We start from the raw sequence: 23304 nt of genomic DNA, 5'->3' as shown, positions 1-23304 counted from the left end.
ACCCGCTTCTTCCGTTCCGTCGTCCCCGAGCCGTCCCGGAGCACCCGGTGATCACTTTCGAGCAGGTCGGCGTGCAGTACGCCGACGCGTCCGCACCGGCCCTGAGCGGTGTCGAACTGACCGTTCCGGAGGGCGAGTTGTGCCTGCTGGTCGGGCCGTCCGGGTCCGGCAAGTCGACCCTGCTGGGCACCGTCTCCGGGCTGGTGCCGCACTTCACCGGCGGCACCCTGACCGGCCGGGTCACGGTCGCCGGGCGGGACACCCGCACGCACCGCCCGCGCGACCTCGCCGACGTGGTCGGCACCGTCGGGCAGGACCCGGCGGCGCACTTCGTCACCGACACCGTCGAGGAGGAACTCGCCTACGGCATGGAGTCGATGGGCCTGGACCCGGCCGTGATGCGCCGCCGGGTCGAGGAGACGCTCGACCTGCTGGGCCTGGCCGAGCTGCGCGGCCGCGCGCTGTCCTCGCTCTCCGGCGGGCAGCGCCAGCGGGTGGCGATCGGCTCGGTGCTGACCGTCCACCCGCAGGTGCTGGTGCTGGACGAGCCGACCTCCGCGCTCGACCCGGGCGCCGCCGAGGAGGTGCTGGCCGTCCTGCAGCGCCTGGTGCACGACCTGGGCACCACCGTGCTGCTCTCCGAGCACCGGCTGGAACGCGTCGTCCAGTACGCCGACCAGGTGCTGCTGCTGCCCGGCCCCGGCGAGCCGCCGGTGCTCGGCGACCCGGCCGCGCTGATGGCCCGCTCCCCCGTCCGGCCCCCGGTGGTCGAACTCGGGCTGCTGGCGGGCTGGACGCCGCTGCCGCTCACCGTCCGTGACGCCCGCCGCCGCGCGGCCCCGCTGCGCGCCCAACTCCCGCTGCCCGAGCGGAAGTTGACACCTCCTCCGGTCGAGCCCGTCGCCACCGCGACCCGCCTGGTGGTCTCCCGCGGGCCCGCCCCGGCCCTGCGCGGCGTCGAACTCGCCCTCGCCCCCGGGCAGATCACCGCCCTGATGGGACGCAACGGCGCCGGCAAGTCCACCCTGCTCGGCACCCTGGTCGGCCTGCACGCCCCCGACTCCGGCACCGTCCGGGTCGACGGCCGCACCCCGCACCGGACCCGCCCCAAGGACCTGATCCGCTCCGTCGGGCTCGTCCCGCAGGACCCGCGCGACCTGCTGTACGCCGAGACCGTCGCCGCCGAGTGCACCGCCGCCGACCAGGACGCCGGCGCCGCCCCCGGCACCTGCCGCGCCCTGCTCGCCACCCTGCTCCCCGGCATCGCCGACGACCACCACCCCCGCGACCTCTCCGAGGGCCAGCGCCTCACCCTCGCCCTCGCCGTCGTCCTCACCGCCCGCCCCCCGCTCCTCCTGCTCGACGAACCCACCCGCGGCCTCGACTACGCCGCCAAGGCCCGCCTGGTCACCGTCCTGCGCGACCTCGCCGACCGGGGCCACGCCGTCCTGCTCGCCACCCACGACGTCGAACTCGCCGCCGAACTCGCCCACCGCACCGCCGTCCTCGCCGAGGGCGAGATCGTCGCCGACGGCCCCACCCCCGACGTCGTCCTCGCCTCCCCCACCTTCGCCCCGCAGACCGCCAAGATCCTCCCCCCGCACCTCACCGTCCCCGACGTCGCCGCCGCCCTCTCCCGGCTCTCCCCGACCCCGGCCCAGGCCCAGGCCCAGGCCACCGGCCCCGCCACCGGCCCCGCGGAGCCGCCGCGATGAAGCCCCCTCCCTCCGTCACCCTCTCCCGGCCCGTCCCGCTCGGGCCGCGCTCGGTGCTCTTCCTCTCCCTCGTCTCCGCGGTCGGCGTCGCCGCCTTCGGCTGGCCGCTGCTCGCCTCCCGCAAGTCCGACCTGGTCGGCCACTCCGCCGACGCGCCCTGGCTGTTCGCGCTGCTGCTGCCGCTGCTGCTGGCCGTCCTGGTCGCCCAGCTCTCCGAGAACCGCGACGCCACCGGCGCCCCCGGCCTGGACGCCAAGGCCGTCGCCATGCTGGGCGTCCTCGCCGCGGCCGGCGCCGCGCTGCGCCCGCTCGGCGCGGGGACCGCCGGGCTGGAACCGATGTTCTTCCTGATGGTGCTGGCCGGCCGGGCGCTCGGCCCGGGCTTCGGCTTCGTCCTGGGCGCGCTCACCATGTTCGCCTCCGCGCTGCTCACCGGCGGCGTCGGCCCCTGGCTGCCGTTCCAGATGCTCACCATGGGCTGGGTCTGCCTCGGCGCCGGACTCCTCCCGGGCGCCGACCGCCTGCACGGCCGCCCCGAACTCCTGCTGCTCGCCGCCTACGGCACCGTCTCCGCCGTCGGCTACGGCACCGTCATGAACCTCCAGGGCTGGCCCTACCTCGGCGGCCTGAGCACCTCGATCTCCTTCGTCCCCGGCGACCCCCTCCCCGCCAACCTCGCCCGCTTCGCCCTCTACTGCCTCACCACCTCGCTCGGCTGGGACCTCCCCCGCGCCGCCCTCACCGCCACCCTCTGCCTCACCGTCGGCGGCCCCCTGCTGCGCACCCTCCGCCGGGCCACCCGCCGCGCCGCCTTCCACTGAGAGGCCCCGGGGCCGGCCTCCCCCGGAGACCGGCCCCGCCCCTCCCCCCTGCTACGCCTTCGGCCCCGCCTGCTGCACGACCTCGAACGACCACACCTCCGACCCGCTCGCCGCCGGCCGCGGCCGCTCGCCCCCGCCCTGGTGCGCCGCCTTCATCGGCCCCTCCATCCACGCCCGGAACGACTCCTCGTCCCGCCACCGCGTGTACACCAGGTACTGGTCCGTCCCCTCCACCGGCCGCAACAGCTCGAACCACTCGAACCCGTCCGACCCCTCCACCGCCCCGGCCCGCGAGGCGAACCGCTGCTCCAGCACCTCCCGCTGCTCCGCGGGAACCGTCAGCACATTGATCTTCACGACGCTCATGCCACCCGTCCTCCCGCACCTCACACCCGGCGCCCCCGGCAGCCGAATATCGGCGAATCCGCCTCCCCGGCATGACGGTCCGCAGGCATCCTGTGACGGACCGGTCACCCACGACGAGGGGAGCAGGCGTGAGCCGTCGACTGCGGTACATCGGAAGCAACTCGGGACACAGCGGCTGCTCGACGCTGTACGAGGACGAGGACAGCGGGAACGTGCTGGTGCAGGGCGACCTGGTGACCGACCCGGACGAGATCGCCCGGATGCGCAACGTCAAACCCGGTGAGGGGTTCGTGACGGTGCCCCGCGTACTGCTCGCGGACTTCGCGCCGCGCGACGTGGGGCGCGAGCCCGTGATGATCGGCTACGACGAGTTCGAGTCGATGTTCACGACCTTCCAGCACACGGCTTTCCGGCTGGAGACCCGCCGCCAGTACGGTTCCGACGCGCAGACCGAGACCTACCGCCGGTTCGTCGCCGGAGAGGACCTCGGCTGGGACTCGGACGACGACTGGTCCCGCAACCGCCGCGAACAGTCCGCCCGGGGGAAGCGGTTCGAGCGGGTCCGGGTCATGGACAGTCCGCCGACCACGGGCCAGCGCTACCTGTTGGCGAACGCCGCGGAGATCGGCAAGGTCGGCGAGGACGTCCGCTACCTGTGGCGGGAGGACGCCGACCGGCTGGGCCTGCCGGCGGAGGACGCCTGGCTGTTCGACTCCCGGGTGATCACCCTGCTGCACTTCGACACCGACGACACCCTGACCGGCATCGAGCTGATCACCGACCCGGTCCGGGTGGCCCGCGCCTGCCAGGAACGCGATGCCGCCTGGCACTTCGCCGTGCCGCACCGGGAATTCGGCGCCGGGGTACCGTCCGACGGATGAGCACCGATTTTCAACAGGCCCGGATCGCCCTCGGCCTGCGGCTCCGCGAGCTGCGGACCGAGGGCGGTCTCACGGGCCGCCAACTGGCCGGGGCGCTCGGCTGGACGCAGTCGAAGGTCAGCAAGCTGGAGACCGGCCGGCAGACCGCCACCCACGACGACCTCCGGGCCTGGGCGGAAGCCGTCGAGCGGCCTGAGGTCGCATCTGAACTGTCGGCCAGGCTGCGCGCGTTCGAGACCCAGTCGCGTTCCTGGCGGCGGCAGTTGGCCGCCGGGCACCGGCCGGTCCAGGACCGGCTCACCGTCGAGTGCGAGCGGACGTCCGTCACCCGGGTCTGGGAGGGCGCGCTGGTCCCCGGCCTGCTCCAGACCGCCGACTACGCCCGGCACATCTTCGAGGCCTACGTCGGCCTGCACCGCTCGCCGCGCGACGTCGAGGACGCCGTGCGCGCCCGGATCCGCCGTCAGGAACTCCTGTACCGGCCCGGAAAGCGCTTCCATGTCCTCGTGTGGGAGGCGGCGCTACGGGCCCAGGTCTGCCCGCCCGAGGTCATGGCCGCCCAACTCGACCGCCTGACTGGGGTGATGGGCATCAGCACGCTCACCCTCGGCGTCGTCCCGTTCGAGTCCCCGCTCGCCCTCCCGCCCGCGAACGGTTTCTGGGTCCACGACGAACGCCTCGTCATCGCCGAGGACTGGCATGCCGAACTCTGGCTGGACGACGCCGACAGCATCGCCCTCTACCTGCGCGTGTGGGAGTCGCTGCACCGCGCCGCCGTCCACCGCCCGGCCGCGCAGCAGGTGATCGCGCGTTGCCGCCGCGCGCTCGACCGCCCCTGAGCGATCCCGCAAAAACCCGTTTCCGGCCCGGGAAACTCCAAGAATCACGTGCCCGCCGCACCACCCCGCGGCCCACCATGGCAGGCCGTCCCCCGGCACCTGTTCGTGCCGGACACGGTGTGGCCGGGGCGGGCGGACGGGGTGCGGCAGGGCGGCGCGGTGCGGCGGGCGGGGGATCCGGACGGCTGGTGGGACGCGGTGTACCGGGACGTGCCGCTGACCACGCAGTGGGACGACGGGGCGTACTCCGGCGATGCGCCCGGCCGGGTGCCGAGTTCGTCGAGCTCGATGCCGGGCATGGTGTTCTCGATGCTGGCGGTGCTCGAAGTCACCGGTGGCGAGCGGGTGTTGGAGATCGGCACCGGGACGGGTTGGAACGCGGCGCTGCTGGCGCACCGGCTGGATTCGGCGAACGTCACCACCGTCGAGGTGGACGCCGCCACCGCGGCCGCCGCACGGCACCGGCTGGCCCGGGCGGGGTACGCGCCGGTCACCGTGGTCGGGGACGGCGAGCGCGGCCATCCGCCCGGCGCGCCGTTCGACCGGGTGCTGGCCACCTGTTCGGTGCGGCGGGTGCCGTACGCGTGGGTGGAGCAGTGCCGGCCGGGCGGTCTCGTCGTCGCCCCGTGGGGCCCGGAGTACGGTGGCGAGGGGGTGGTGAAACTGACGGTCCGCCAGGACGGTACGGCGAGCGGCACGTTCGTCCGCTCCTCGGCGTTCATGCGCCTGCGCGGTCAGCGCTCCGTCCGTCCGGGCAGTCGCGGTTACCTCTCCGCGCCCTGGCCCGCCGACGGCGCGACCTCCACCACCTCGCTCTCCCCGGAGGAACTCGGCGGCTGGGTAGCCATGTTCGCGTTGGGGGTCCAACTGCCGGGCGTGTTCCCGCTGGTGGAGCGCTACCCGGACGGCTCCTACACGCTCTGGCTGCACGACACGGCCGTCACCTCGTGGGCGACGGCCGACTGGGAGCCGGGGCGGACGGAGTTCGCGGTGGTGCAGTCCGGCCCGCGCCGGCTCTGGGACGAGGCGGAGCGGGCCTGGCGCTGGTGGAACGCCAACGGCCGGCCGGGTTTCGAGCGGTTCGGGCTGACCGTCGGCCCGGAGCGCTGCACCGTCTGGCTGGACGCGCCCGACCGGCCCGTCCCGCAGGCGGGTTGAGGCCGGCGGCCGGGCTCAGGAGTTGCGTCCGGAGAGGGCCAGCGCCCAGGTGAGGCAGCCGAACGCGGCGGTGGCGGCGAGGGCGCGGACCAGGTTCCAGCGGACCCAGGTGTCCTCGAAGGCGGCGCGGACGGCGGCCGGGTCGGTGAGGCCGTCGGGGGAGCCGGCGGCGGCGAGCTTGTCGTTGAGCGGGACGTTGACGGCGCCGGTGACGGCCAGCATCACCACGTACAGGACCGCGGCCGCCACGATCCAGAGCAGGACGGTGCGGTTGCCGCCGCGCCACTGGAGCAGGCCCGCGGCCACGATCAGGACCAGGGCGCCGAGAAAGCTGAGCATGAACCAGCCGTTCAGGATGGCCGTGTTGATGCGCTGCATGGTGTCGACGAAGGCCCGGTCGCCGACCCGGGCCAGGCCCGGCATCACCGAGCAGGCGTAGGAGTAGAACAGCCCTGCGCCGAGCCCGGCCAGAAGGACCGCGCCGACCAGCGTCGCCGTGCGGAGAACTGCCATGCCGGGAACCCCCGTTCGTGTCGTCATGCCTGCCAGTCAACCGGCACGGCGGACCGGGATCCATGGCCCGGAAGCTCGTCGGCATGCGTGAGCGTCCAGGCCGCCGGTCTACCCTGTCGGGCATGGATCCGCTGACCGCGCTGCTGGCCGGGCCCCGGGCGAGCGGGGCGTTCCTGTTGCGGTCGGTGTTCGACCCGCCGTGGTCGCTGCGGATCGAGGACCGGGCGCCGCTGACGGTGCTGACCACGGTGCGCGGCGAGGGCTGGGTCGTCCCGGACGGCGCGGAGCCGGTGCCGCTGTGCCCCGGCGACCTGGTGATCGTCCGCGGCCCCGACCCGTACACCGTCGCGGACCGGCCGCAGACCCCGCCGCAGGTGGTGATCCACCCGGGGCAGGTGTCGACGACCGTCGACGGCGAGCGGATGTGCGAGGAGCTCGACCAGGGCGTCCGGACCTGGGGCAGCGGCCGGGACGCCGCGACGGTGCTGATCAGCGGCACGTACCAGCTGCACGGCGAGGTCAGCGGCCGGCTGCTGCGGGCGCTGCCGCCGGTGCTGCGGCTGGACGCCGCGGAGTGGGGCTCGCCGCTGGTCGCCCTGCTGGAGGCCGAGATCGGACGGGACGAGCCGGGCCAGGAGGCAGTGCTGGACCGGCTGTTGGACCTGCTGCTGATCTCCGCGCTGCGCTGCTGGTTCGCCCGCGACGGCCGGGCCCCGGCCTGGTACCGGGCCCACTCCGACCCGCTGGTGGGGCCCGCGCTGGGCCTGCTGCACGCCGACCCGGCCCGGGCCTGGACGGTGCACGACCTGGCGGCGGAGTGCGGGGCGTCCCGGGCGGCGCTGGCCAAGCGGTTCACCGACCTGGTCGGCGAGCCCCCGATGGCGTACCTGACGGGCTGGCGGCTGGCCCGGGCCGCCGACCTGCTGGCCGAGCCGGACGCCACCCTGGCCGCGGTGGCCCGCCGGGTCGGCTACGGCAGCGGGTTCGCGCTCAGCGCCGCGTTCAAGCGGGTGCGGGGGATCAGCCCGCAGCAGTTCCGCGACCGGGCCGGGGCCGGGGCCACGGCGTAAGGGGCCGGCCGGGGGCGTGGGACCGGGGCCGAGGGCGTCCGGCAACCGGTTGAAAACGGAGCAAAGCGGTCGGTGAACGCCTCGGGGCCCGGGCGTCCCTGTTGCCCCGGGGATTGCTCCTGCATAATCACCCCCGTTCGATTCCGACCCGAGGAGGACCGGCCCATGCCGGCAGAGCGCTGCCCCCGCTGCGGCACCGCACGCGCGGCCGGCGGCTGTGCGTGCCAGGCGGTCTCGCCGGTCGAGGAGACCGCCGTCCTCCCGCACCTGGAGGGCCCGCCGCTGGTCCGGCCGTACGTGGCCGGAGCGTCCGTGGTGGAGCCCGGCGACCCGGCCCGGGACCCGTTCGCCGCCCGGGGCGCCCAGCCCCCGGTGCAGCCGGCCGCCGTGCAGCCGATCGCCGCCGTTCCCCCGGTGGCGGCTCCGCCGAGGTCCGGCCCGCCGGTCGCGGTGCCGACCAGCGCCGCGCAGCCGCCCGCGGTGCAGCCGATCACCGGCCCGCCGCCGTCCGCCGGTCCGCCGCCCCCGGGCCGGCCCCCGCACGTCCCGCAGGCCGCCAGCCCGTTCGGCCCGCCGCAGCCCACCGCCGCACCCGCCCCGCCGCACCCGCAACCTCAGCCCCGACCGGACGCCGCCGCAACCCAGTTGCTGCCGCCCGTCCCCCCGCAGCAGTCGCAGCCCCAACCGGACGCCGCTGCAACCCAGTTGCTGCCGCCCGTCCCGCCGCAGCAACAGCAACAGGCACCGCACAGCGGCGCGCCCGGGCGCTTCGTCCCGATCCCGCCGCCGGGGCAGGGCGCGGCCCAGGTGCCGGTGGCCGAGCAGACCATGCCGCTGACCCTGGGCCCGGTCGCGGGCTCGCGGCAGCACCCCTCGCCGCTCGCGGCCGCCTACCCGCCGGTGGGCGCCGAGCAGGACGGGGTGACCCGGCCGATCCCGCTCGACCTCCAGGGCGACGGCGAGGCCGACGACGCCCGGGGCGGCCCCGACGGGCCCGGGGACGGGCCGTGGGCGGCCGGGGCCGGCGCCGACCTCGGCATGTTCACCTTCCGCGAGGACGGCTCGGAGGGCCCGGTCAGCCGGGCCGACCGCCGCGAGCAGCGCCGGCAGACCGCCGACCGCCGCCGGCTGGTGATCGCGGGCGGCGCGGTCGGGGTGACCGCGCTGGGTGCCACCCTGGCGATGCTGCTGTCCTCGTCGTCGACGACCGTCGACAAGGCGCTGCCCGCGCCGACCGGCCCGGCGGTGTCCTCCCCGGCCGAGGTGTCGCCGAGCCCCACCGACACCGCCCCGGCCGCCGAGTCCTCCGCGCCCGCCGCCGAGAGCCCGTCGCCGACCCGCACCACGGCCCGGCCGACCCAGGCGGTGACCACCAAGGCGGTGGCGCCACCGACCACCGAGGCCCCGAGCCCGCCCGGCAGCCCGTCCGCGAGCCGCACCACGACGCCGTCCGCCACGCCCGGGGCGGCGACCCTGCGGCTGAACGACACCGGTCCGGACGTGGCGCAGATGCAGCAGTTGCTGATGGCGGTCAACTGCGACCGGATCGGCCCGCTGGACTCCGACCGGACCAGCAGCAACCAGCCCGGCTTCGGCTACTGGACGCAGAGCGTGCTGGCGAGCTTCCAGCGCAGGAACCGCGCGCTCAAGGGCGTCGACCTGGGCGTCTACGACCCGCAGACCCGCTCGGCCCTGCAGGACGCGGCCCAGCACCCCGACTGCTGAGCCGCCCCGCCACGCCAGGCCCCGCCACAGGCAGGTCCCACCATGCCAGGCCCCGCCAGCCGACGCCCCGCCGGCCGGCGCCCCGCCGGCCGGCGCCCCGCCAGCCGGCGCCTCGTCAGCCGGCGATCGCCTTGAACAGGCTCCACCCGGCCAGCACGATCATCGCCAGCGCGGCGACCCGCACGATGACCTTCATCGGCACGTGCTGGAGCAGCTTCTGCCCGCCGACGATGGCCACGCCGCCGACCGCGCACAGCGCCAGCCACGCGCCGAGGCCGACGGCCAGCGGGTCGTCGTACTTGGCGGCGAGGTTGGCGGTCATGATCTGGGTGAGGTCGCCGAACTCGGCGATCGCGACGATGACGAAGCTGGTGCCGGCGACCTTCCAGAAGGAGTCGTTCGCGGGTTCCCTGCCCTCGGCGCCGTCGTCCTCGTCCTCCTTGTGCCAGAGCAGCATGGCGGCGCCGCCCAGGAAGAGCAGGCCGGTGATGCCTTCGACCCAGCGGTGCGGCAGCAGGGCGAGCAGGCTGCCGGCGGCCAGGGCGAGGGCGACCTGGAGGGCGAACGCGGCGGCGATGCCCGCGAAGACGTAGCCCGCCCGGTACTTGGTGCCCAGGACCAGGCTGGCCAGGGCGGTCTTGTCGGGGAGTTCGGCCAGGAAGATGATGCCGAACGTCAGCGCGGCGATGGTCAGACTGTTCATCGGTTGCGGGGGTTCTCCGTCTCGGGGCCGCCGGCCCCGGCGCAGCACCCTCGGCAGGGGACGCCTCGGCCCGGCAGCACTGGTTCATGGTCACAGCACTGCGGCCGAAGGTCTCGCCGACACCCCGCGGGTGCCCCGGGCGCCGGGCCGTCCGCGGGGGACTGGCCAGTATGTCGACGGTCCGGTGGAGGGCTACTCCCCTTCAACAACGGGCCGAGCCTACCGGATGCCGGAGGCCGTCCCGACCAGTCCCCGGCCGACCAGTTCGAGCACGGCCGTCACCGCGACCGCCTCCACGGCGAGCAGCGCGACCAGCACGAACAGCTGCACCGCCCCGGCCTGGACGGGCGTGGCCCCGCCGAGCAACATGCCGACGAACGCGCCGGGCAGGGTGACCAGGCCGACGGTGCGGGTCTGGTCGAGGGCGGGGACGAGGGAGGTCGCGGCGGCGGTGCGGCAGATCTCCAGCCGGGCGTCGCGCTCCTCGAAGCCCAGCGCGAGGGCGGCCTCCACCTCGCCGTGCCGCAGCCGCAGTTCGTCCAGGGCCCGCCGTCCGGCCAGCGAGGTCGCGGTGAGCGCTCCGCCGATCAGGATCCCGGCGACCGGGATGACGGTGATGCCCTTGGCGGGCAGCAGTCCGGTCGCGGCGAGCAGCAGCAGGACGGGCAGCACCCCGGCGGCGATCGGCACCGCCGCCCACACCCACTCCCACCGTCCGGCCGCCCCCTCCTCCCCCTCCCCCGCGCCGCCCCGCCGACGGCCAGCGCCGACCCGCAGGCGACCCGCGCCGCCCCGCCGACGCCCGGCCCCGGTCCCAGCCCCGGCCCCGGCCCCGGCCCGCCGTCGCCCCTCGCCGATCCGCCGCCCCGCGGTGCGCACCGCGACGGTGAACATCAGCAGCACGAACAGCGCGGACGTCCACAGCGAGCGCACCACCCAGGCGATCACCAGCGCGACCAGCGCGAGTTGCACGGCCGCCCGCAGCCCGGCCCGGAGCACCGCCCGGCCGTGCCCGAGGCCGCCCCGTCCGGCGACCAGCGCGGCCACCGCGAGCAGCACCGCGCAGGCCGCGCCGAGCGCGGGCGTGACCGGCAGGAGTTGGCCGCCGCCCGAGGCGACGAGCGGGTGCACCGGAGCGGTCACGTCGGCGTCAGACCCAGCTCTCGAACCACATCCGGGTGTGCCACTCGGACATCGGGATGACCTGCCCCGTGTACAGCGGGTAGAAGAAGGCGAAGCAGCCGACGATGGCGGCCACGATCAGTCCGGCCCCGGCCGCGCCCCAGCGGCGGCGGCTCGGCGGGCTGCCGGCCGGGCCGAGCATCGCGCCGAGCATCTGCGCGACGGCCAGGCAGAGGAAGGGCACCAGCACCACCATGTAGAAGGAGAAGACGGTGCGCTGCTGGTACTGGAACCAGGGCAGGTAGACGGCGGCGACGGCGGCGAGGAGCGCGCCGGAGCGCCAGTCCCGCCGGAAGAACCAGCGGTAGAGCGCGTACGCCAGCGCGAAGCAGGCCGTCCACCACAGGAAGGGGGTGCCGAGCGCGAGGATCTGGCTCGCGCAGCCGTCGGGGGCGGTGCAGCCGTCCTGGCCGGCGGCCAGCTGCACCCAGTACATGGAGACGGGGCGGCCCTGGACCAGCCAGCTCCACGGGTTGGACTGGTAGGTGTGCGGGGAGGTCAGGTGGGTGTTGAACTCCCAGATCTGCGCGTGGTAGTGCCACAGGCTGCGCAGCGGGCCGGGCACCCAGCTGCCGGGCTGCCCGTCCGCCCAGTGCCGGTCGTAGCCGCCGTCGGTGGCGAACCAGCCGGTCCAGGAGAGCAGGTAGACCGCGAGGCCGGCGACCGGCAGGGAGAGCGCGGCGGGCCACAGGTCGCGGCGGAGCATGGAGCGCCAGGCGCGGTGGGCGCCGGCGGCGCGGCGGCCGGCCTGGTCCCAGAGCAGGACGAGGAGGGTGAGGACGGCGAGGACGGGCGCGCCGGTCCACTTGACCGAGCAGGCGGCGCCGAGCAGCAGTCCGGCGGCGAGCCGCCAGGGGCGCAGGCCGAGGCGGACCTCGTCGGCGGCCCGGCCGCCCTCGGCGCGGGCGGCGCGCAGCAGGTCGCGGGTGCGGTCGCGGTCGATCAGCAGGGCGCCGAACGCGGCGAGCACGAAGAACGCGGAGACGCCGTCGAGCAGGCCGACCCGGCTGAGCACGAACTGCAGGCCGTCGACGGCCATCAGCAGTCCGGCGACGCAGCCGAGCAGGGTGGAGCGGAACAGCCGGCGGCCGATCCGGGCGACCATCAGGACGCTGAGGGTGCCGAGCAGGGCGACGGCGATCCGCCAGCCGAACGGGTCGAGGCCCCAGATCCACTCGCCCAGGCCGATGACCCACTTGCCGAGCGGCGGGTGGGCGATGAACGTGCCGGTCCCGCTGAGCGGGACGATCTGCGGGTTGCCGAGGATCAGCTGGTTGGCGTTGTCCGGCCACACCGACTCGTAGCCGTTGTGCCACAGCGCCCAGGCGTCCTTGGGGTAGTACGTCTCGTCGAAGACGAAGGCGTGCGGGGACTTCAGGTTCCACAGCCGCAGCACCCCGGCGAACACGGCCACCGCCAGCGGGCCCCACCACCGGTACCTGTCCTTCGCCGGTGCGGCGGGCACCGTCTCCTCCTGCTGCCGCCGCTCCATCACCGCCAGCGCCATACCCTCCCCGTTCGACCGCAGTTGACGACTTGTCCGCAATGTCCGCATCCTAGCCTGCGGCCGCGTACGTCCGCGGGCGCCGGCCGAGGGTGCTCGGAGCATTCTCCCCCCTGCCCCGCGCGCGGTTACGGTTGACCCTCGACCAGGTCGAGGGGCCAGGGTCAACCCCTGTGGAGAGCACCATGCGCAGCATCGGCGAGATGGCCCGGGCCAGCGGCCTGAACCCCGGCACCCTGCGGTTCTACGACAGCGCGGGCGTCTTCGTCCCGGCCGCCGTGGACCCGCACACCGGGTACCGCTGGTACGCGGAGGAGCAGCTGCCGGACGCCCGGCTGCTGGCTCGGCTGCGCCGGGTCGGGCTGCCGCTGGCCGGGATCACCCGGGTGCTGACCGGTTCGCCGGCCGAGGCCCGGGCCGAGCTGGACGCGCACCTGCGCCGCCTGGAGGACGGGTTGACCGATGCCCGCCGGGAGCTCTCCGCCGTCCGTTGCCTGCTCGATTCCCGGGAGTTCCCCGTGCCGCAGACCCGCCTGACCGTTCCCGCCCCCGCGCTCGCCGCCGCCCTGGACGCGGTGCGCTTCGCCGCCCCGGCCGACGCCGCGCTGCCCGCCGTCGCCGGGATCTTCCTGGACGCCGAGGACGGCGTGCTGCACCTGGTGGCCACCGACCGCTACCGCCTGGCGGTCGCCGACTGCCCGGCCGCCCTGTCCGGGCCGCCCGCCTCGGCCCTGCTGCCCACTGCCCTCGCGGACGCCGCCCGGGCCCTGCTCGCCGACGCCGAGGAGGCCGAACTGACGCTCGACGGCGGTCTGTTCACCATCCGCGCGGCCGGCCGCTCGCTCTCCGGCGAGCGCGCCGAGGCCGACTTCCCGGACTACCGCCGCCTGCTGCGTCTGGAGCCCACCCACCGGGTCACCCTGACCGCCGCCGACCTGCGCGCGCTGCCCGAGGACGACGGCTCCACCACCCTGACCGCCACCGTCGCCGACGCCCTCCCCGACGCCTCCTCCCCCGCCGACCTGCTGGTCCACGTCAACCGCGAGTTCCTGCTGCAGGCCGCGGGCGCCGCCGAACAGCTCGTCCTGGAACTCGGCGGCCCGATCGGCCCGCTGGCCATCCGCTTCCCGTCCCGGGCCGACACCTTCTCCCTGCTGATGCCGATCGCCCGCTGACCTCCCGGCGGGTGCGGGCGGGCGGGTACGGTCGGCGCCATGACCGCCGTCGACTGGCCCGCCGTCCGCGCCCGCCTGCTCGCCCTGCTCGAGCGCGACCCCGAACAGGGCGCCACCGCACCGCCGTTGACCGAGCAGCAGGTCGCCGAGGCGGAGGCCTGGCTCGGCGTCCCCTTCCCGTCCGACTACCGCTGCTACCTGCGGCAGGTCAGCGCGGGCGGCTGGTTCCTCGACGAACTGCGCCGCACCGGGCACGGCTGGGGCTGGGGCGGCGACCAGCGGGGAGACCTGGCCCGGCCGTTCCCCGGCCCCTCGAACGAACCCGACCCCGGCGCCGCGCCCCCGCCGGGCGGGTGGACGGCCCGGGAGCGGGACCGGGTCGCGGGCCTGGCGTTCATCGCCGACCGCGGCAGCGGGACGGCCGTGGGCCTGGCGTTCACCGGCCCGTGGCGCGGGACGGTGTGGAAGGACAGCCGCCCCGCCTGCGGCGAGGTCCACCCGCTGCTCACCGAGGACGGCCGGGAGGCGACCTTCGCCGAGTGGCTGCTCGACTGGCTGGCGCACACGGAGGAACTGGCCGGCGCCACCCGCGAGCAGCGCGGGCAGGTCGCCTACTGCTGGCACATGGGGGTGGAGACCCCGATCGACTGGTGCCCGCCCCCGGGCCTGCTCCGCCGCGGCTGACCGCTCAGGCCGCGGTCTGCAGCTCCCGCAGTCCGTGCTGCTGCACGGCCAGCACCCGGACGTTGTCCTGCGCGGGCGTGAGGTGCCCGCGCAGCCGGACGGCGAGGGCGACGATCAGCAGCGTGCACAGCGCCATCGCGGCGAGGTACAGCGGCCAGGTGCCGGAGCCGACCAGCAGCACGCCGACGGCGGGGCCGACCGCGACGGCGATCTGCTTCACCAGCGCGTACCCGGCGTTGTAGGTGCCGAGCAGCCGGGCGGGCGCCAGGTCCGCGACGATCGGGCCCATGGTGGGGGCGAGCAGTGACTCGCCGACGCCGAACAGCGCGTAGACGGCGACGATCGCCACCGTCGCGGCCATCGCCTCGGTGCGGATCAGCCCGGCGACCACGGCCATGCCCCAGGCGGCCAGCCAGACCGCGCCGGCGGCGGCCATCGCGGTGGTGCGGCGGCGGCGCTCGGTGATCCGGACGACGAACATCTGCAGCAGCACGATGGTCAGCGCGTTGGCGCCGATGGCCAGGCCGAGGGTGGAGGGCGGGGTGCCGACGGTGTCGGTGGCGAACGCCGCGACGCCGGACTCGAACTGCCCGTAGCAGGTGAAGAAGATCAGCCCGGCGAGCGCGCACAGCCGCAGCATCGCCTTGTCGGCGACCATCGCCCGCAGCCCGCCGCCGCGCTTCGCCGCCCCGGCCGGGGCGGCCTCGACCGCTTCCGCCGGCATCCTGGCGGTGCCGGTGACGGCGGCCAGGCCGAGGAAGGTCAGCGCCTCGATGGTGAACAGCCGGGTCAGGCTGGCCGGGTCCGAGGTGTCGACGATCTGCCCGCCGACCAGGGCGCCGATGCCCATGCCGAGGTTGACCAGGGTGAACTGGAGCGCGAAGGCCCGGGAGCGCTCGGTGCGGCCGGTGCAGCGGACGATCATCGTGGCCAGCGCGGGCTGGCAGGTGGTGACGCCGGCGCCGAACAGGAAGGAGGAGAGCAGCAGCCCGGTGGTGTTCGCGGCCTGCCCGAAGGCGAACGCGCCGACGGCGGCCGTCACGGTGCCGGCCAGCAGCACCGGGCGCGGCCCGTACCGGTCGATGCCGCGGCCGGTGAACGGCAGCACGGCCAGCGCGGCGAGCGCGAACACGGTGAACACCGCGCCCGCCGCCGCGGCCCCGAGGCCCCGCACCTGGTCCACGTACACGAACATGTACGGCAAGGTGAAGCCGCTGCCGAACGCACTGAGCGCGTTGCCGACCTGGACGCGGCGCAGTCGGCCGCCCCACTCCTTCACTGCACACCCCTCTTCACGCACGTCGGGCCGGGCTCCCGCCTCGGCCTTTACTCCGTAAGATTTCAGACCTAAAGTCTTACCATCCAAACCTTAAGGCGTCAAAGGCTTAACAGCTGCACCCTGCGTGGGACAATGACCCCCATGAGCGCACGCAGAGCGGAGCCCCAGACCGCCACCGAACTCGGCATCGCCGAGCAGGTGGCCCTCTACCAGCGGGAATTCCCCACCGTGGACCCGCAGGTGGAGACCATCGTCTCGACCCTCTCCCGGCTGGCCCGCCGGATGAACGTGGCCTACGGACGCCAGCTGGCCACCCTCGGCATCACCTCCGCCGAGTGGGAGGTGCTCAAGGCCCTGGTGTTCACCGGCGCCCCCTACCAGCTCGGCCCGGGCGAGCTGGCCAAGCGCCTCGGCCTGACCCCGGCCGCGATGACCCACCGGATCGACCGGATGGTCGCCGAGGGCCTGGTCACCCGGGAGCGCGACGAGGCCAACCGGGTCCGGGTGATCATCGAGCTGACCGACGGGGGCCGCGACAAGTGGCTCGAACTGATGCGGATGGCCGCCGTCTTCGAGGCCGACCTGCTCCAGGACGTCCCCGGCGCGGCCCGCCCCGAGCTGGCCGCCACCCTGACCCGGATGCTGCGCCGGATCGAGGAGACCCAGCCGGACGCGCTCGGCCGCACCGACGACCTGACCTGCTGACCCCGCGGCGGCGGGCGGGGAAAACGGACGAGGGGCGCGGGGAGATCCCTCTCCTCGCGCCCCTCGCGGGGTGCCGGCTCAGCCGGTCAGGTGCTCAGGTTCAGCAGGCGCCGTTGTCGGTCCAGGCGCCCCACTGGCCGCTCAGGCTCGGGTCCTCGTTCGTGGTCCACCACTTGTTGGTGTAGTAGTGGCCCTTCCAGGAGACCTTGGTCGGGGAGGCGTACACCGCGGAGGCGCTCCAGCTCGGCGCACCGGCGCAGGCACCGGTCGAGGCGGAGGACGACGCGGAGGCCGACGCGGACGGGCTGGCCGACTGCGAGGGCGAGGTGGAGGCGGAGGCCGACGCGGACGGGCTGGCCGACTGCGAGGCGGAGGCCGACGGGCTGGCCGACTGGGTCGGGGCGGCCGGGCAGTTCGCGGCGGAGCCGTTGGTGGCGGTCACCGTCTTGTCGAACAGCGCGGTCTGGGTGCCCAGGTCGTACATCGAGAACATGAACGAGCCGCCGAGGCCGTTGCAGTGCGCGTAGTCGAGCTTGGCCTGGATGGACTGCGCGTTCTCGCCGGACCAGAAGGTGGTGCCGTCGTAGAAGTAGGCGGCCTTCGCGGTGTCGTCCCAGTAGGTGTAGCTGGGGTTGTCGACGAAGCCGTTCAGCTCCTTGTACATCTTGATGCCGGCCACGCCGCCGGAGTAGGTGCCGCCGGGCGCCGGGGCGGACGCCTTCTGGAACAGGCCGTGGCTGTTGCCGGCCGAGACGCCGGTCCAGCCGCGGTAGTAGAACGGGACGCCGACGTTGATCTTCTTCGCCGGGAAGCCGCCCGCGATGCCGTACTGCGGGTCACCCACGGTGTAGGCCTTGACCGCCGCGTCCACCGAGTACTTGCCGTTGCCGCCCGGGACCGGGTTCATCGGGTCGTTCGGGTTGGTGTAGATCGGGGCCTGGTGGTTGGTCGGGCCCTGGGCCTCCCAACCGCCGTGCATGTCGTACGTCATGATGTCCAGGAAGGTCAGGTACTGGCCGATCTTGTCGGTCTCGACGTACTTGATCTTGTCCTGGCCGGCGCCGACCGCGGCCGCCAGGCCGTAGGTCTTGCCGTCGGTCTTGCCCTGGGCGTCCAGCTGGCTGCGGAACTCGGCGAGCAGCGCGGTGAAGTTCTGCTTGTCGTTGGGCGAGGAGTGGTTGCCGGTGTGGCCGTTGCCGCCCGGGTACTCCCAGTCCAGGTCGAAGCCGTCGAAGATGCCGGCGCCGGTGCCCGGGCCGCCGTAGCCGCCCTCGGAGGGCAGGTTGCCCTTGATGAACATGTCGATGCAGGAGGACACCAGCTTCTTGCGGGAAGCGTCGGTGGCCGCGGCGTCGGAGAAGTACTTCGAGTAGGTCCAGCCGCCGATCGACATCAGGACCTTGAGGTTCGGGTTCTTCGCCTTCAGCTTCTTGATCTGGTTGAAGTTGCCGACGATCGGCTGGTTCCAGGTGTCGCCCACGCCGTCGACCGAGATGTCGGCGCCGAAGCTCTTCTGGTAGTCGGCGAAGGAGTCGCCCGCACCGTCGCCCGCGTTGGGGTCGTCCTCGTTCTGCGACGCGGCCTTGTTGGCCTCGAAACAGGACAGGGTGGTGGGGTTGATGTTGGCGAAGTCGTAGATGATGTAGTCGAGCTTCCCGGCGGCGCCGGTGTCCTGCATCGTCTTGAGGTAGTACGCGTTCGAGTAGATCGACCACTGGTCGAAGTACGCGACCTTGATGCCGCCGCTGGTGGCCGGGGCGCCGGTCGAGTTGGTCGGCGCGGCCTGGGCGGTGCCGCCGGTCAGGGCCAGGGTGCCGCCGAGCAGCAGGGAGGCCGCGGTGCCGGCCGCGAGCGCGGCCCAGCTCTTCGGCCGCCGCCGCGCAGGCGACTGGGGGGAAACGGAACGAAGCATGGCTGCGTGACTCCTGGTTGTGGGGGTCCCGCCAGAACCGGGCACGAACCGTGTGAGGTGGGGTCACACGACCTGGTCATGACAGGGGAATCGAGCGGTGGCCTGCACAAACACCAGGTGCGGGTAAGCCGAACCGGCGCCGGTGGTCTGAACCACCGGCGCCGGCCCAGGGGCTCCCTGCACCTGCCAAGTAAAATGGACTAGACCAACTCGGCCGTCAAGAGCGGGATCTGACGCTTACGCCACGCTTAAGGTTCGGTGTCCGGTCAGTACCGCAGCGCGTTCGCCACCACGGGCGTCACGCTGCCCTCCAGCGAACGGTTGCTCTCCGCCGTGGCCTGCGCGGACGCCCCCGCCGCCACCTCCGGCACGTTCACCACCACCGCGTCGAGCAGGTTCCCCGACCCGTCGTCGAAGTTGACTTGAATCGTGTACTTGCCGGACTGCGAACCGTGGTTGGTGACCGTCAGCGGCACCGACAGCTTCCCGCCCGAGCCGGTGGTGGCCGTTCCCAGCGCCACGTCGCCCTTCGCGTCCAGTCCGCCCTTCACGCTCGCCAGCGCCGAGGACGCGGCGGCCTGCGCGGAGGCGCCCAGCGAGGCGGCGGCCGAGCCGATCGCCGCCGTCGCCGAGGAGGCCGCCGAGGCCACCGCCGACTTGGCGCCCTCCAGCGCCGAGGAGGCCGCCGGGGACGGCGAGCCGTCCGAGGAGCAGCCGGACAGCGCCGCGGCGCCCAGCAGGGCGGCGGCCGTCCAGCCGGCGGCGGCCCGCATCGATCGCTTCATCAGTGGATCCCTTCGGTAGTGGACGTCCGTCGGCCGCTCAGGAGAGCCCGCTGCCGTCCTCCCGGGCCGCCTCGTCCGCGGCCCGCGCCTCCCGCCGGCGCACCTCCTCCTGGCGGCGGGTCACCACCGCCGCCGCGCCCAGCGCGCTCGCCGCGAACGCCAGCGCGCCCATCCACGGGCGGGCCAGCCGGTGGCCCAGCGCGGCGTCCAGCGAGTAGCGGCCCGCGCCCGCGACGCCCAGCGCCAGCCCGCAGGCGCCCAGCAGCGCCGGGTACTCGAAGCCGCCGCCGTGCGCGAAGAAGCCCGCCGGGGCGTGCACCGAGATCGCGCCCGCCATCGTCCCGGCGACGACCGACCCGGCCGCGGGCGTGGCCAGGCCGACCGCGAGCAGCGCGCCGCCGCCCGCCTCGCCCAGCCCGGCCGCGTACGCGCTGCGCTCGCCCGGCAGGAAGCCCATGTGCTCCATCGCCTGCGCGGTGCCCTCCGGCCCGGCGCCGCCGAACCAGCCGAACAGCTTCTGCGTCCCGTGCGCGAACAGGACACCGCCGACGGCCGCGCGCAGCGCCAGCAGACCGAGATCCTTGCGGTGCAGACAAGCCATGATGTTGCCCCTGGTGTGGAAGAGAAGAGTTGGGGCCATCCCAACGCGCGCACCGGCCCCGCTCGACCCGGCGGAGCCATCCGGGCGACGCGCACCGACCGACAGGAGCCCCCCGTGCCCACCTCCCCCCAGCCGTCCGAGTACGTCCTGCACGGCGAGCGGATCACCGACGAGCCCGCGCTCTGGGCCGAACTGGGCCGCGCCGTGGCGGCCCCCGACGGCTACTACGGCCGCAACCTGGACGCCCTGGCCGACTGCCTGCGCGGCGGCTTCGCCCCCGAGCCGCCGTTCGTGCTGCTCTGGCGGCACGCGATGGTCTCCGCCCAGGCCCTGACCCGCCGGGTGACCGGCCCCGACGAGGAGGACCGCTCCTACTTCGACGCCGTCCTCGACGTCCTCCGCCAGGGCGGCGTCACCGTCCGCCTCCGCTGACCGCCCCCACCCCGCACCGGAGAGCCCGGCCCCCCTGACCCGACACCCGGCCGCACCACGAAACGCCCACCGACCCCCCGCCCACCCACGCGCGGCTCAGGGGCTGAGCGGCCTCCAGCCATCCCCCAACCCCCTCCCGGCCCCCGACACCCGCCCCGGCTCAAGAGGCTGAACGGCCGCCAACCATCCCCCCAACCCCCCGCCACGCGACTCCCCGACCCTCCCCTCCACCCGCCGCCAGACGGCCTCCCCAGCCACCAACGCCCGCCCCGGCTCAGGGGCTGGACGGCCGCCAATCCATCCCCCCAACCCCTCCCAGCCCGCCGCCAGGCGCCCCCAGCCCCCGACGCCCGCCCCGGCTCAGGGGCTGGACGGCCGCCAACCATCCCCCCAACCCCTCCCGCCCCGCCGCCAGGCGACCTCCCCAGCCACCAACGCCCGCCCCGGCTCAAGGGGCTGAGCAGCCGCCAATCCATCCCCCCAACCCCCTCCCGGCCCGCCGCCAGGCGTCCCCCATCCCCCGACGCCCGCCCCGGCTCAGGGGCTGAGCGGGCGCCACGGCACCGGGCTGGAGAGGATCATCGAGCTGGTCGGCTGTCCGTAGCCGCCGAGCCGGTCGGTCAGGCGCTCGAAGGACGGCATGTCCGGCACCCCGACCAGCAGCACACAGCACGCCCCGCCGGTGACCCGGTGCAGTTGGAAGACCTCCGGCCAGCGCGCCACCTCCGGGTCGCGGAGCAGGCAGCGCACCCCGTAGCACTCCACCGTGACCAGGGCCATCACCGCCGCCCCGGCCTTCGCCGGGGCCAGGTGCGCGTGGTAGCCGGTGATCACCCCGTCCGCCTCCAGCCGGCGCACCCGCTCCGCGACGGCCGGCGGGGAGAGGTTCACCCGGCGGGAGAGCTCGTTGTACGACAGTCGCGCGTCGGCCTGCAGTTCGGCCAGCAGCAGGCGGTCCACCGCGTCCACCGGCGGCTCCTTTTCGTTCGTCAGGCGATCGGGGGCGGACGCCTTGCGAACGGCAGGCCGATGCCCCCATCCGGGCTACGACGCCCATTCAAGAGCAGGCCGCCGCGCCGCACAATGGGTGACGCCCGCGGCACCCCGAGCGGGCGGAGCCAAGGAGGTACCGGCCATGACCGGCCAGACCCACCGTCCCCACCTGCGGTTCGGTTCCGACCAGGACCCCGACCAGGCCCCCGGCGCGTCCACCCCCTACGCCCGGTACGTGCGCCTGGCCGAACTGCACGCCCTCCAGCAGCCGCGCAGCGCGGAGCCCGCGGAGTACGCGTTCATCGTCACCACCCAGGTGATGGAGCTGCTGTTCGACCTGCTGGAGCGCGACTGGGCGGCCGCCCGCACCGCCCTGCGCGCCGACGACCTGGACGCCGCGCTGGCCGCGCTGCGCCGCGGGCAGCACACCCAGGACGTGCTGGTCGGCTCCTGGGACCTGCTGGCCGCCATGACGCCCGCCGAGTTCAACTCCTTCCGCCCGGTGCTCGGCGAGGCGTCCGGCTTCCAGTCCTCGGCCTTCCTGCGGCTGGAGTTCCTGCTCGGCAACCGCAGCGAGGGCCTGCTGGAGATGTACCGGGAATCCCCCGCCGAGTACGACGCGCTGTTCGCCGCGCTGCGCACCCCGAGCCTGTACGCCGAGGCGCTGGCCGTGCTGGCCCGGCGCGGCCTGGCGGTGCCCGCGGCGCCGGTCACCGCCCGGCACCGCCACGACGACGCGGTGGAGGCCGCCTGGCGGGCCGTCTACACCGACCCGGCGCTGGCCGACCTGGTCCGGCTCGGCGAGGCCCTGCTGGACACCGCCGAGCGCGTCACGCGCTGGCGCCAGCGCCACTACTCCGCCGTCAAGCGCACCATGGGCGGCAAGCCCGGCACCGGCGGCTCCAGCGGCCTGAGCTGGCTGAAGCAGTCCGCCGACCAGGACGTCTTCCCCGAGCTGTGGACCGTCCGCAACGACCTCTGAGCACCCCCGGGAGCAACGCCGTGACCCCCACCCGTGAGCAGTGCGCGGCCCGCGACGCCGCCGACCCGCTGCACGCCCTGCGCGCCGAGTTCGACCTACCCGCCGGGGTGCTCTACCTCGACGGCAACTCGCTGGGCGCGCTGCCCCGCCGCACCCCCGGCCACCTGGCGAAGGTGGTGGAGGGCGAGTGGGGCGCGGGACTGATCCGGTCCTGGAACGACGCCGGCTGGTTCCACCAGCCGGGGCGGCTCGGCGACCGGCTCGGCGCCCACCTGCTGGGCGCCGCGCCCGGGCAGGTGGTGGTCTGCGACTCCACCTCGGTCAACCTGTTCAAGGTGCTGGGCGCGGCCCTGCGGCTGCGTCCGGGCCGCCCGGCGCTGCTCGTCGAGCGGCACGCCTTCCCCACCGACCTGTACATCGCCGACGGCCTGAGCGGCCTGCACCCCGGCACCCGGCCGGTGCTGCTGGACTCCGCCGCGCAGCTGGACGCCGCCCTGGACTCCGAGGCCGCCGTGGTGCTGCTCTCGCACGTCGACTACCGGACCGGCGAGCTGCTGGACATGGCGGCCGTCACCGAGCGGATCCACGCCGCCGGGGCGCTCGCCGTCTGGGACCTGTGCCACACCGCGGGCGCGCTGCCGATCCACCTGGACGCGGCGGGCGTCGACTTCGCCGTCGGCTGCGGCTACAAGTACCTCAACGGCGGCCCGGGCGCGCCCGCCTTCCTGTACGCCGCGGCCCGCCACCAGGCCGACGCCCGGCAGCCGCTGACCGGCTGGTTCGGGCACGCCCGGCAGTTCGACTTCGAGCCCGGCTACCGGCCCGCCGAGGGCGTCACCCGCTTCCTCACCGGCACCCCGCCGGTCCTCGGCCTGGCCGCGCTGGAGGCCGCGCTGGAGGTCTGGGAGCTGGCCGACCCGGCCGCCGTCCGGCTCAAGAGCCTCGAACTGACCGACCTGTTCCTGGAGTTGACCGCCGACCTGGACGTCGAGCCGGTCACCCCGCGGGAGCCCGCCCGGCGCGGCAGCCAGGTCGCGCTGCGGCACCCCGACGGCCACGCGGTGGTGCAGGCGCTGATCGCCCGCGGGGTGATCGGCGACTTCCGCGCCCCCGACCTGATGCGCTTCGGCTTCACCCCGCTCTACCTCTCCCGCGCCGACGTGCACGACGCGGCCACCGCGCTGCGCGAGGTGCTGGCGAGCGGCGAGTGGCGCGCGGAGCGCTTCGCCCGCCGCGGCGACGTCACCTGACCACCCGTCGACGCCGGACGGCCGGGGCC

Annotated in this window: 23 protein-coding genes; 13 read left to right on the top strand and 10 right to left on the bottom strand. The window is 74.8% G+C overall.

The features are described 5' to 3' along the window. Positions 1 to 47 precede the first annotated feature (47 nt). The gene (locus tag EDD39_RS13825; RefSeq protein WP_123555963.1) at positions 48 to 1715 is read left to right on the top strand and encodes an ABC transporter ATP-binding protein; all 1668 of its coding nucleotides are present in this window, start codon (positions 48 to 50) and stop codon (positions 1713 to 1715) included. Then, positions 1712 to 2536: an ECF transporter S component gene (locus tag EDD39_RS13820; protein ID WP_123555961.1), complete on the top strand. Its 825-nt coding sequence runs from the start codon at positions 1712 to 1714 to the stop codon at positions 2534 to 2536. The genes EDD39_RS13825 and EDD39_RS13820 overlap by 4 nt, the downstream gene beginning before the upstream one ends. A gap of 51 nt (positions 2537 to 2587) precedes the next feature. Here the strand turns inward: EDD39_RS13820 and EDD39_RS13815 are convergent, their stop codons facing one another. Then, positions 2588 to 2902, bottom strand: a complete 315-nt coding sequence (locus tag EDD39_RS13815) for an antibiotic biosynthesis monooxygenase family protein (protein ID WP_030461333.1) — start codon at positions 2900 to 2902, stop codon at positions 2588 to 2590. A 128-nt stretch (positions 2903 to 3030) separates the two neighbouring features. Here EDD39_RS13815 and EDD39_RS13810 point away from each other — a divergent pair, with 128 nt between their 5' ends. The 3 genes from EDD39_RS13810 (at position 3031) to EDD39_RS13800 (ending at position 5780) form a co-directional block, all read left to right on the top strand. Beyond that, complete coding sequence (locus EDD39_RS13810) at positions 3031 to 3783, top strand: DUF6879 family protein (protein ID WP_123555960.1); 753 nt, start codon at positions 3031 to 3033, stop codon at positions 3781 to 3783. After that, positions 3780 to 4622 carry a helix-turn-helix domain-containing protein gene (locus EDD39_RS13805; RefSeq protein WP_123555958.1) on the top strand — a complete coding sequence of 281 codons (843 nt, stop codon included), beginning with the start codon at positions 3780 to 3782 and terminating at the stop codon, positions 4620 to 4622. Before EDD39_RS13810 ends, EDD39_RS13805 begins: the two co-directional genes overlap by 4 nt. A 105-nt stretch (positions 4623 to 4727) precedes the next feature. Continuing rightward, on the top strand, positions 4728 to 5780 hold the full coding sequence (locus tag EDD39_RS13800; protein WP_244256709.1) for a methyltransferase domain-containing protein: 1053 nt from the start codon (positions 4728 to 4730) through the stop codon (positions 5778 to 5780). Positions 5781 to 5795: 15 nt separating this feature from the next. Here EDD39_RS13800 and EDD39_RS13795 read toward each other — a convergent pair whose 3' ends face one another. Beyond that, entirely contained in the window at positions 5796 to 6293 is a 498-nt protein-coding gene (locus EDD39_RS13795) for an anthrone oxygenase family protein (RefSeq protein WP_123555954.1), read from the bottom strand. A 122-nt stretch (positions 6294 to 6415) separates the two neighbouring features. Between EDD39_RS13795 and EDD39_RS13790 the strand changes: the two genes are divergently transcribed. After that, positions 6416 to 7363 (top strand): AraC family transcriptional regulator, encoded by a 948-nt coding sequence (locus EDD39_RS13790; RefSeq protein ID WP_123555952.1) that lies wholly within the window; start codon positions 6416 to 6418, stop codon positions 7361 to 7363. A 165-nt stretch (positions 7364 to 7528) separates the two neighbouring features. Next, positions 7529 to 9088 carry a peptidoglycan-binding domain-containing protein gene (locus EDD39_RS13785; RefSeq protein WP_123555950.1) on the top strand — a complete coding sequence of 520 codons (1560 nt, stop codon included), beginning with the start codon at positions 7529 to 7531 and terminating at the stop codon, positions 9086 to 9088. A 115-nt stretch (positions 9089 to 9203) separates the two neighbouring features. Here the strand turns inward: EDD39_RS13785 and EDD39_RS13780 are convergent, their stop codons facing one another. The 3 genes from EDD39_RS13780 to EDD39_RS13765 all read right to left on the bottom strand — a co-directional run bounded on the left by EDD39_RS13780 (position 9204) and on the right by EDD39_RS13765 (position 12480). Next, positions 9204 to 9791, bottom strand: a complete 588-nt coding sequence (locus EDD39_RS13780) for a TMEM165/GDT1 family protein (protein WP_123555948.1) — start codon at positions 9789 to 9791, stop codon at positions 9204 to 9206. Positions 9792 to 10010: 219 nt separating this feature from the next. After that, the gene (locus tag EDD39_RS40885; protein ID WP_244256708.1) at positions 10011 to 10934 is read right to left on the bottom strand and encodes an ABC transporter permease; all 924 of its coding nucleotides are present in this window, start codon (positions 10932 to 10934) and stop codon (positions 10011 to 10013) included. Positions 10935 to 10941: 7 nt separating this feature from the next. Next, complete coding sequence (locus EDD39_RS13765; RefSeq protein WP_123555946.1) at positions 10942 to 12480, bottom strand: dolichyl-phosphate-mannose--protein mannosyltransferase; 1539 nt, start codon at positions 12478 to 12480, stop codon at positions 10942 to 10944. 182 nt (positions 12481 to 12662) lie between these two features. Here EDD39_RS13765 and EDD39_RS13760 point away from each other — a divergent pair, with 182 nt between their 5' ends. Both EDD39_RS13760 and EDD39_RS13755 read left to right on the top strand, forming a co-directional pair. Next, positions 12663 to 13652, top strand: a complete 990-nt coding sequence (locus EDD39_RS13760; protein ID WP_244256707.1) for a DNA polymerase III subunit beta family protein — start codon at positions 12663 to 12665, stop codon at positions 13650 to 13652. A 39-nt stretch (positions 13653 to 13691) separates the two neighbouring features. After that, positions 13692 to 14336 carry an SMI1/KNR4 family protein gene (locus EDD39_RS13755; protein ID WP_123555944.1) on the top strand — a complete coding sequence of 215 codons (645 nt, stop codon included), beginning with the start codon at positions 13692 to 13694 and terminating at the stop codon, positions 14334 to 14336. A gap of 4 nt (positions 14337 to 14340) precedes the next feature. Here the strand turns inward: EDD39_RS13755 and EDD39_RS13750 are convergent, their stop codons facing one another. After that, positions 14341 to 15615: an MFS transporter gene (locus EDD39_RS13750; protein WP_123555943.1), complete on the bottom strand. Its 1275-nt coding sequence runs from the start codon at positions 15613 to 15615 to the stop codon at positions 14341 to 14343. 141 nt (positions 15616 to 15756) lie between these two features. On the opposite strand from EDD39_RS13750, the gene EDD39_RS13745 reads away from it, so the two are divergent. Beyond that, the gene (locus tag EDD39_RS13745) at positions 15757 to 16320 is read left to right on the top strand and encodes a MarR family winged helix-turn-helix transcriptional regulator (protein WP_123555941.1); all 564 of its coding nucleotides are present in this window, start codon (positions 15757 to 15759) and stop codon (positions 16318 to 16320) included. A 100-nt stretch (positions 16321 to 16420) separates the two neighbouring features. On the opposite strand, the gene EDD39_RS13740 is transcribed toward EDD39_RS13745, so the two are convergent. The 3 genes from EDD39_RS13740 to EDD39_RS13730 all read right to left on the bottom strand — a co-directional run bounded on the left by EDD39_RS13740 (position 16421) and on the right by EDD39_RS13730 (position 19618). Next, on the bottom strand, positions 16421 to 18232 hold the full coding sequence (locus tag EDD39_RS13740; protein WP_123555939.1) for a glycosyl hydrolase family 18 protein: 1812 nt from the start codon (positions 18230 to 18232) through the stop codon (positions 16421 to 16423). 266 nt (positions 18233 to 18498) lie between these two features. Next, positions 18499 to 19017, bottom strand: coding sequence for a hypothetical protein (locus EDD39_RS13735; RefSeq protein WP_123555937.1), 519 nt, complete (start codon positions 19015 to 19017; stop codon positions 18499 to 18501). Between the two features lie 37 nt (positions 19018 to 19054). Further along, positions 19055 to 19618, bottom strand: coding sequence for a DoxX family protein (locus tag EDD39_RS13730; protein ID WP_123555935.1), 564 nt, complete (start codon positions 19616 to 19618; stop codon positions 19055 to 19057). A gap of 114 nt (positions 19619 to 19732) precedes the next feature. On the opposite strand from EDD39_RS13730, the gene EDD39_RS39540 reads away from it, so the two are divergent. Beyond that, on the top strand, positions 19733 to 20050 hold the full coding sequence (locus EDD39_RS39540) for a barstar family protein (protein WP_162870012.1): 318 nt from the start codon (positions 19733 to 19735) through the stop codon (positions 20048 to 20050). Between the two features lie 537 nt (positions 20051 to 20587). On the opposite strand, the gene EDD39_RS13720 is transcribed toward EDD39_RS39540, so the two are convergent. Then, on the bottom strand, positions 20588 to 21019 hold the full coding sequence (locus EDD39_RS13720; RefSeq protein WP_030464305.1) for an Lrp/AsnC family transcriptional regulator: 432 nt from the start codon (positions 21017 to 21019) through the stop codon (positions 20588 to 20590). A gap of 166 nt (positions 21020 to 21185) precedes the next feature. On the opposite strand from EDD39_RS13720, the gene EDD39_RS13715 reads away from it, so the two are divergent. Both EDD39_RS13715 and kynU read left to right on the top strand, forming a co-directional pair. After that, positions 21186 to 22025 (top strand): tryptophan 2,3-dioxygenase, encoded by an 840-nt coding sequence (locus EDD39_RS13715; RefSeq protein WP_123555933.1) that lies wholly within the window; start codon positions 21186 to 21188, stop codon positions 22023 to 22025. 20 nt (positions 22026 to 22045) lie between these two features. Continuing rightward, positions 22046 to 23275, top strand: coding sequence for a kynureninase (kynU, locus tag EDD39_RS13710; RefSeq protein WP_123555931.1), 1230 nt, complete (start codon positions 22046 to 22048; stop codon positions 23273 to 23275). The last annotated feature ends 29 nt before the right edge of the window (positions 23276 to 23304 follow it).

Origin of the sequence: Kitasatospora cineracea (assembly GCF_003751605.1) — a bacterium.
GTDB classification, from domain to species: Bacteria; Actinomycetota; Actinomycetes; order Streptomycetales; family Streptomycetaceae; genus Kitasatospora; species Kitasatospora cineracea.
The sequence above is the reverse complement of the archived record's forward strand: the minus strand, read 5'-3'. Positions and strand labels throughout refer to the sequence as shown.

Bases quoted from the DNA above. Each gene is read 5' to 3' on its own strand.
- EDD39_RS13730 (WP_123555935.1), bottom strand. From the start codon at position 19,618: ATGGCTTGTCTGCACCGCAAGGATCTCGGTCTGCTGGCGCTGCGCGCG.
- EDD39_RS13785 (WP_123555950.1), top strand. From the start codon at position 7,529: ATGCCGGCAGAGCGCTGCCCCCGCTGCGGCACCGCACGCGCGGCCGGC.
- EDD39_RS13735 (WP_123555937.1), bottom strand. From the start codon at position 19,017: ATGAAGCGATCGATGCGGGCCGCCGCCGGCTGGACGGCCGCCGCCCTG.
- EDD39_RS13790 (WP_123555952.1), top strand. From the start codon at position 6,416: ATGGATCCGCTGACCGCGCTGCTGGCCGGGCCCCGGGCGAGCGGGGCG.
- EDD39_RS13740 (WP_123555939.1), bottom strand. From the start codon at position 18,232: ATGCTTCGTTCCGTTTCCCCCCAGTCGCCTGCGCGGCGGCGGCCGAAG.
- EDD39_RS13795 (WP_123555954.1), bottom strand. From the start codon at position 6,293: ATGGCAGTTCTCCGCACGGCGACGCTGGTCGGCGCGGTCCTTCTGGCC.
- EDD39_RS13715 (WP_123555933.1), top strand. From the start codon at position 21,186: ATGACCGGCCAGACCCACCGTCCCCACCTGCGGTTCGGTTCCGACCAG.
- EDD39_RS13820 (WP_123555961.1), top strand. From the start codon at position 1,712: ATGAAGCCCCCTCCCTCCGTCACCCTCTCCCGGCCCGTCCCGCTCGGG.
- EDD39_RS13745 (WP_123555941.1), top strand. From the start codon at position 15,757: ATGAGCGCACGCAGAGCGGAGCCCCAGACCGCCACCGAACTCGGCATC.
- EDD39_RS13780 (WP_123555948.1), bottom strand. From the start codon at position 9,791: ATGAACAGTCTGACCATCGCCGCGCTGACGTTCGGCATCATCTTCCTG.
- EDD39_RS13760 (WP_244256707.1), top strand. From the start codon at position 12,663: ATGCGCAGCATCGGCGAGATGGCCCGGGCCAGCGGCCTGAACCCCGGC.
- EDD39_RS13815 (WP_030461333.1), bottom strand. From the start codon at position 2,902: ATGAGCGTCGTGAAGATCAATGTGCTGACGGTTCCCGCGGAGCAGCGG.
- EDD39_RS13765 (WP_123555946.1), bottom strand. From the start codon at position 12,480: ATGGCGCTGGCGGTGATGGAGCGGCGGCAGCAGGAGGAGACGGTGCCC.
- EDD39_RS13805 (WP_123555958.1), top strand. From the start codon at position 3,780: ATGAGCACCGATTTTCAACAGGCCCGGATCGCCCTCGGCCTGCGGCTC.
- EDD39_RS13755 (WP_123555944.1), top strand. From the start codon at position 13,692: ATGACCGCCGTCGACTGGCCCGCCGTCCGCGCCCGCCTGCTCGCCCTG.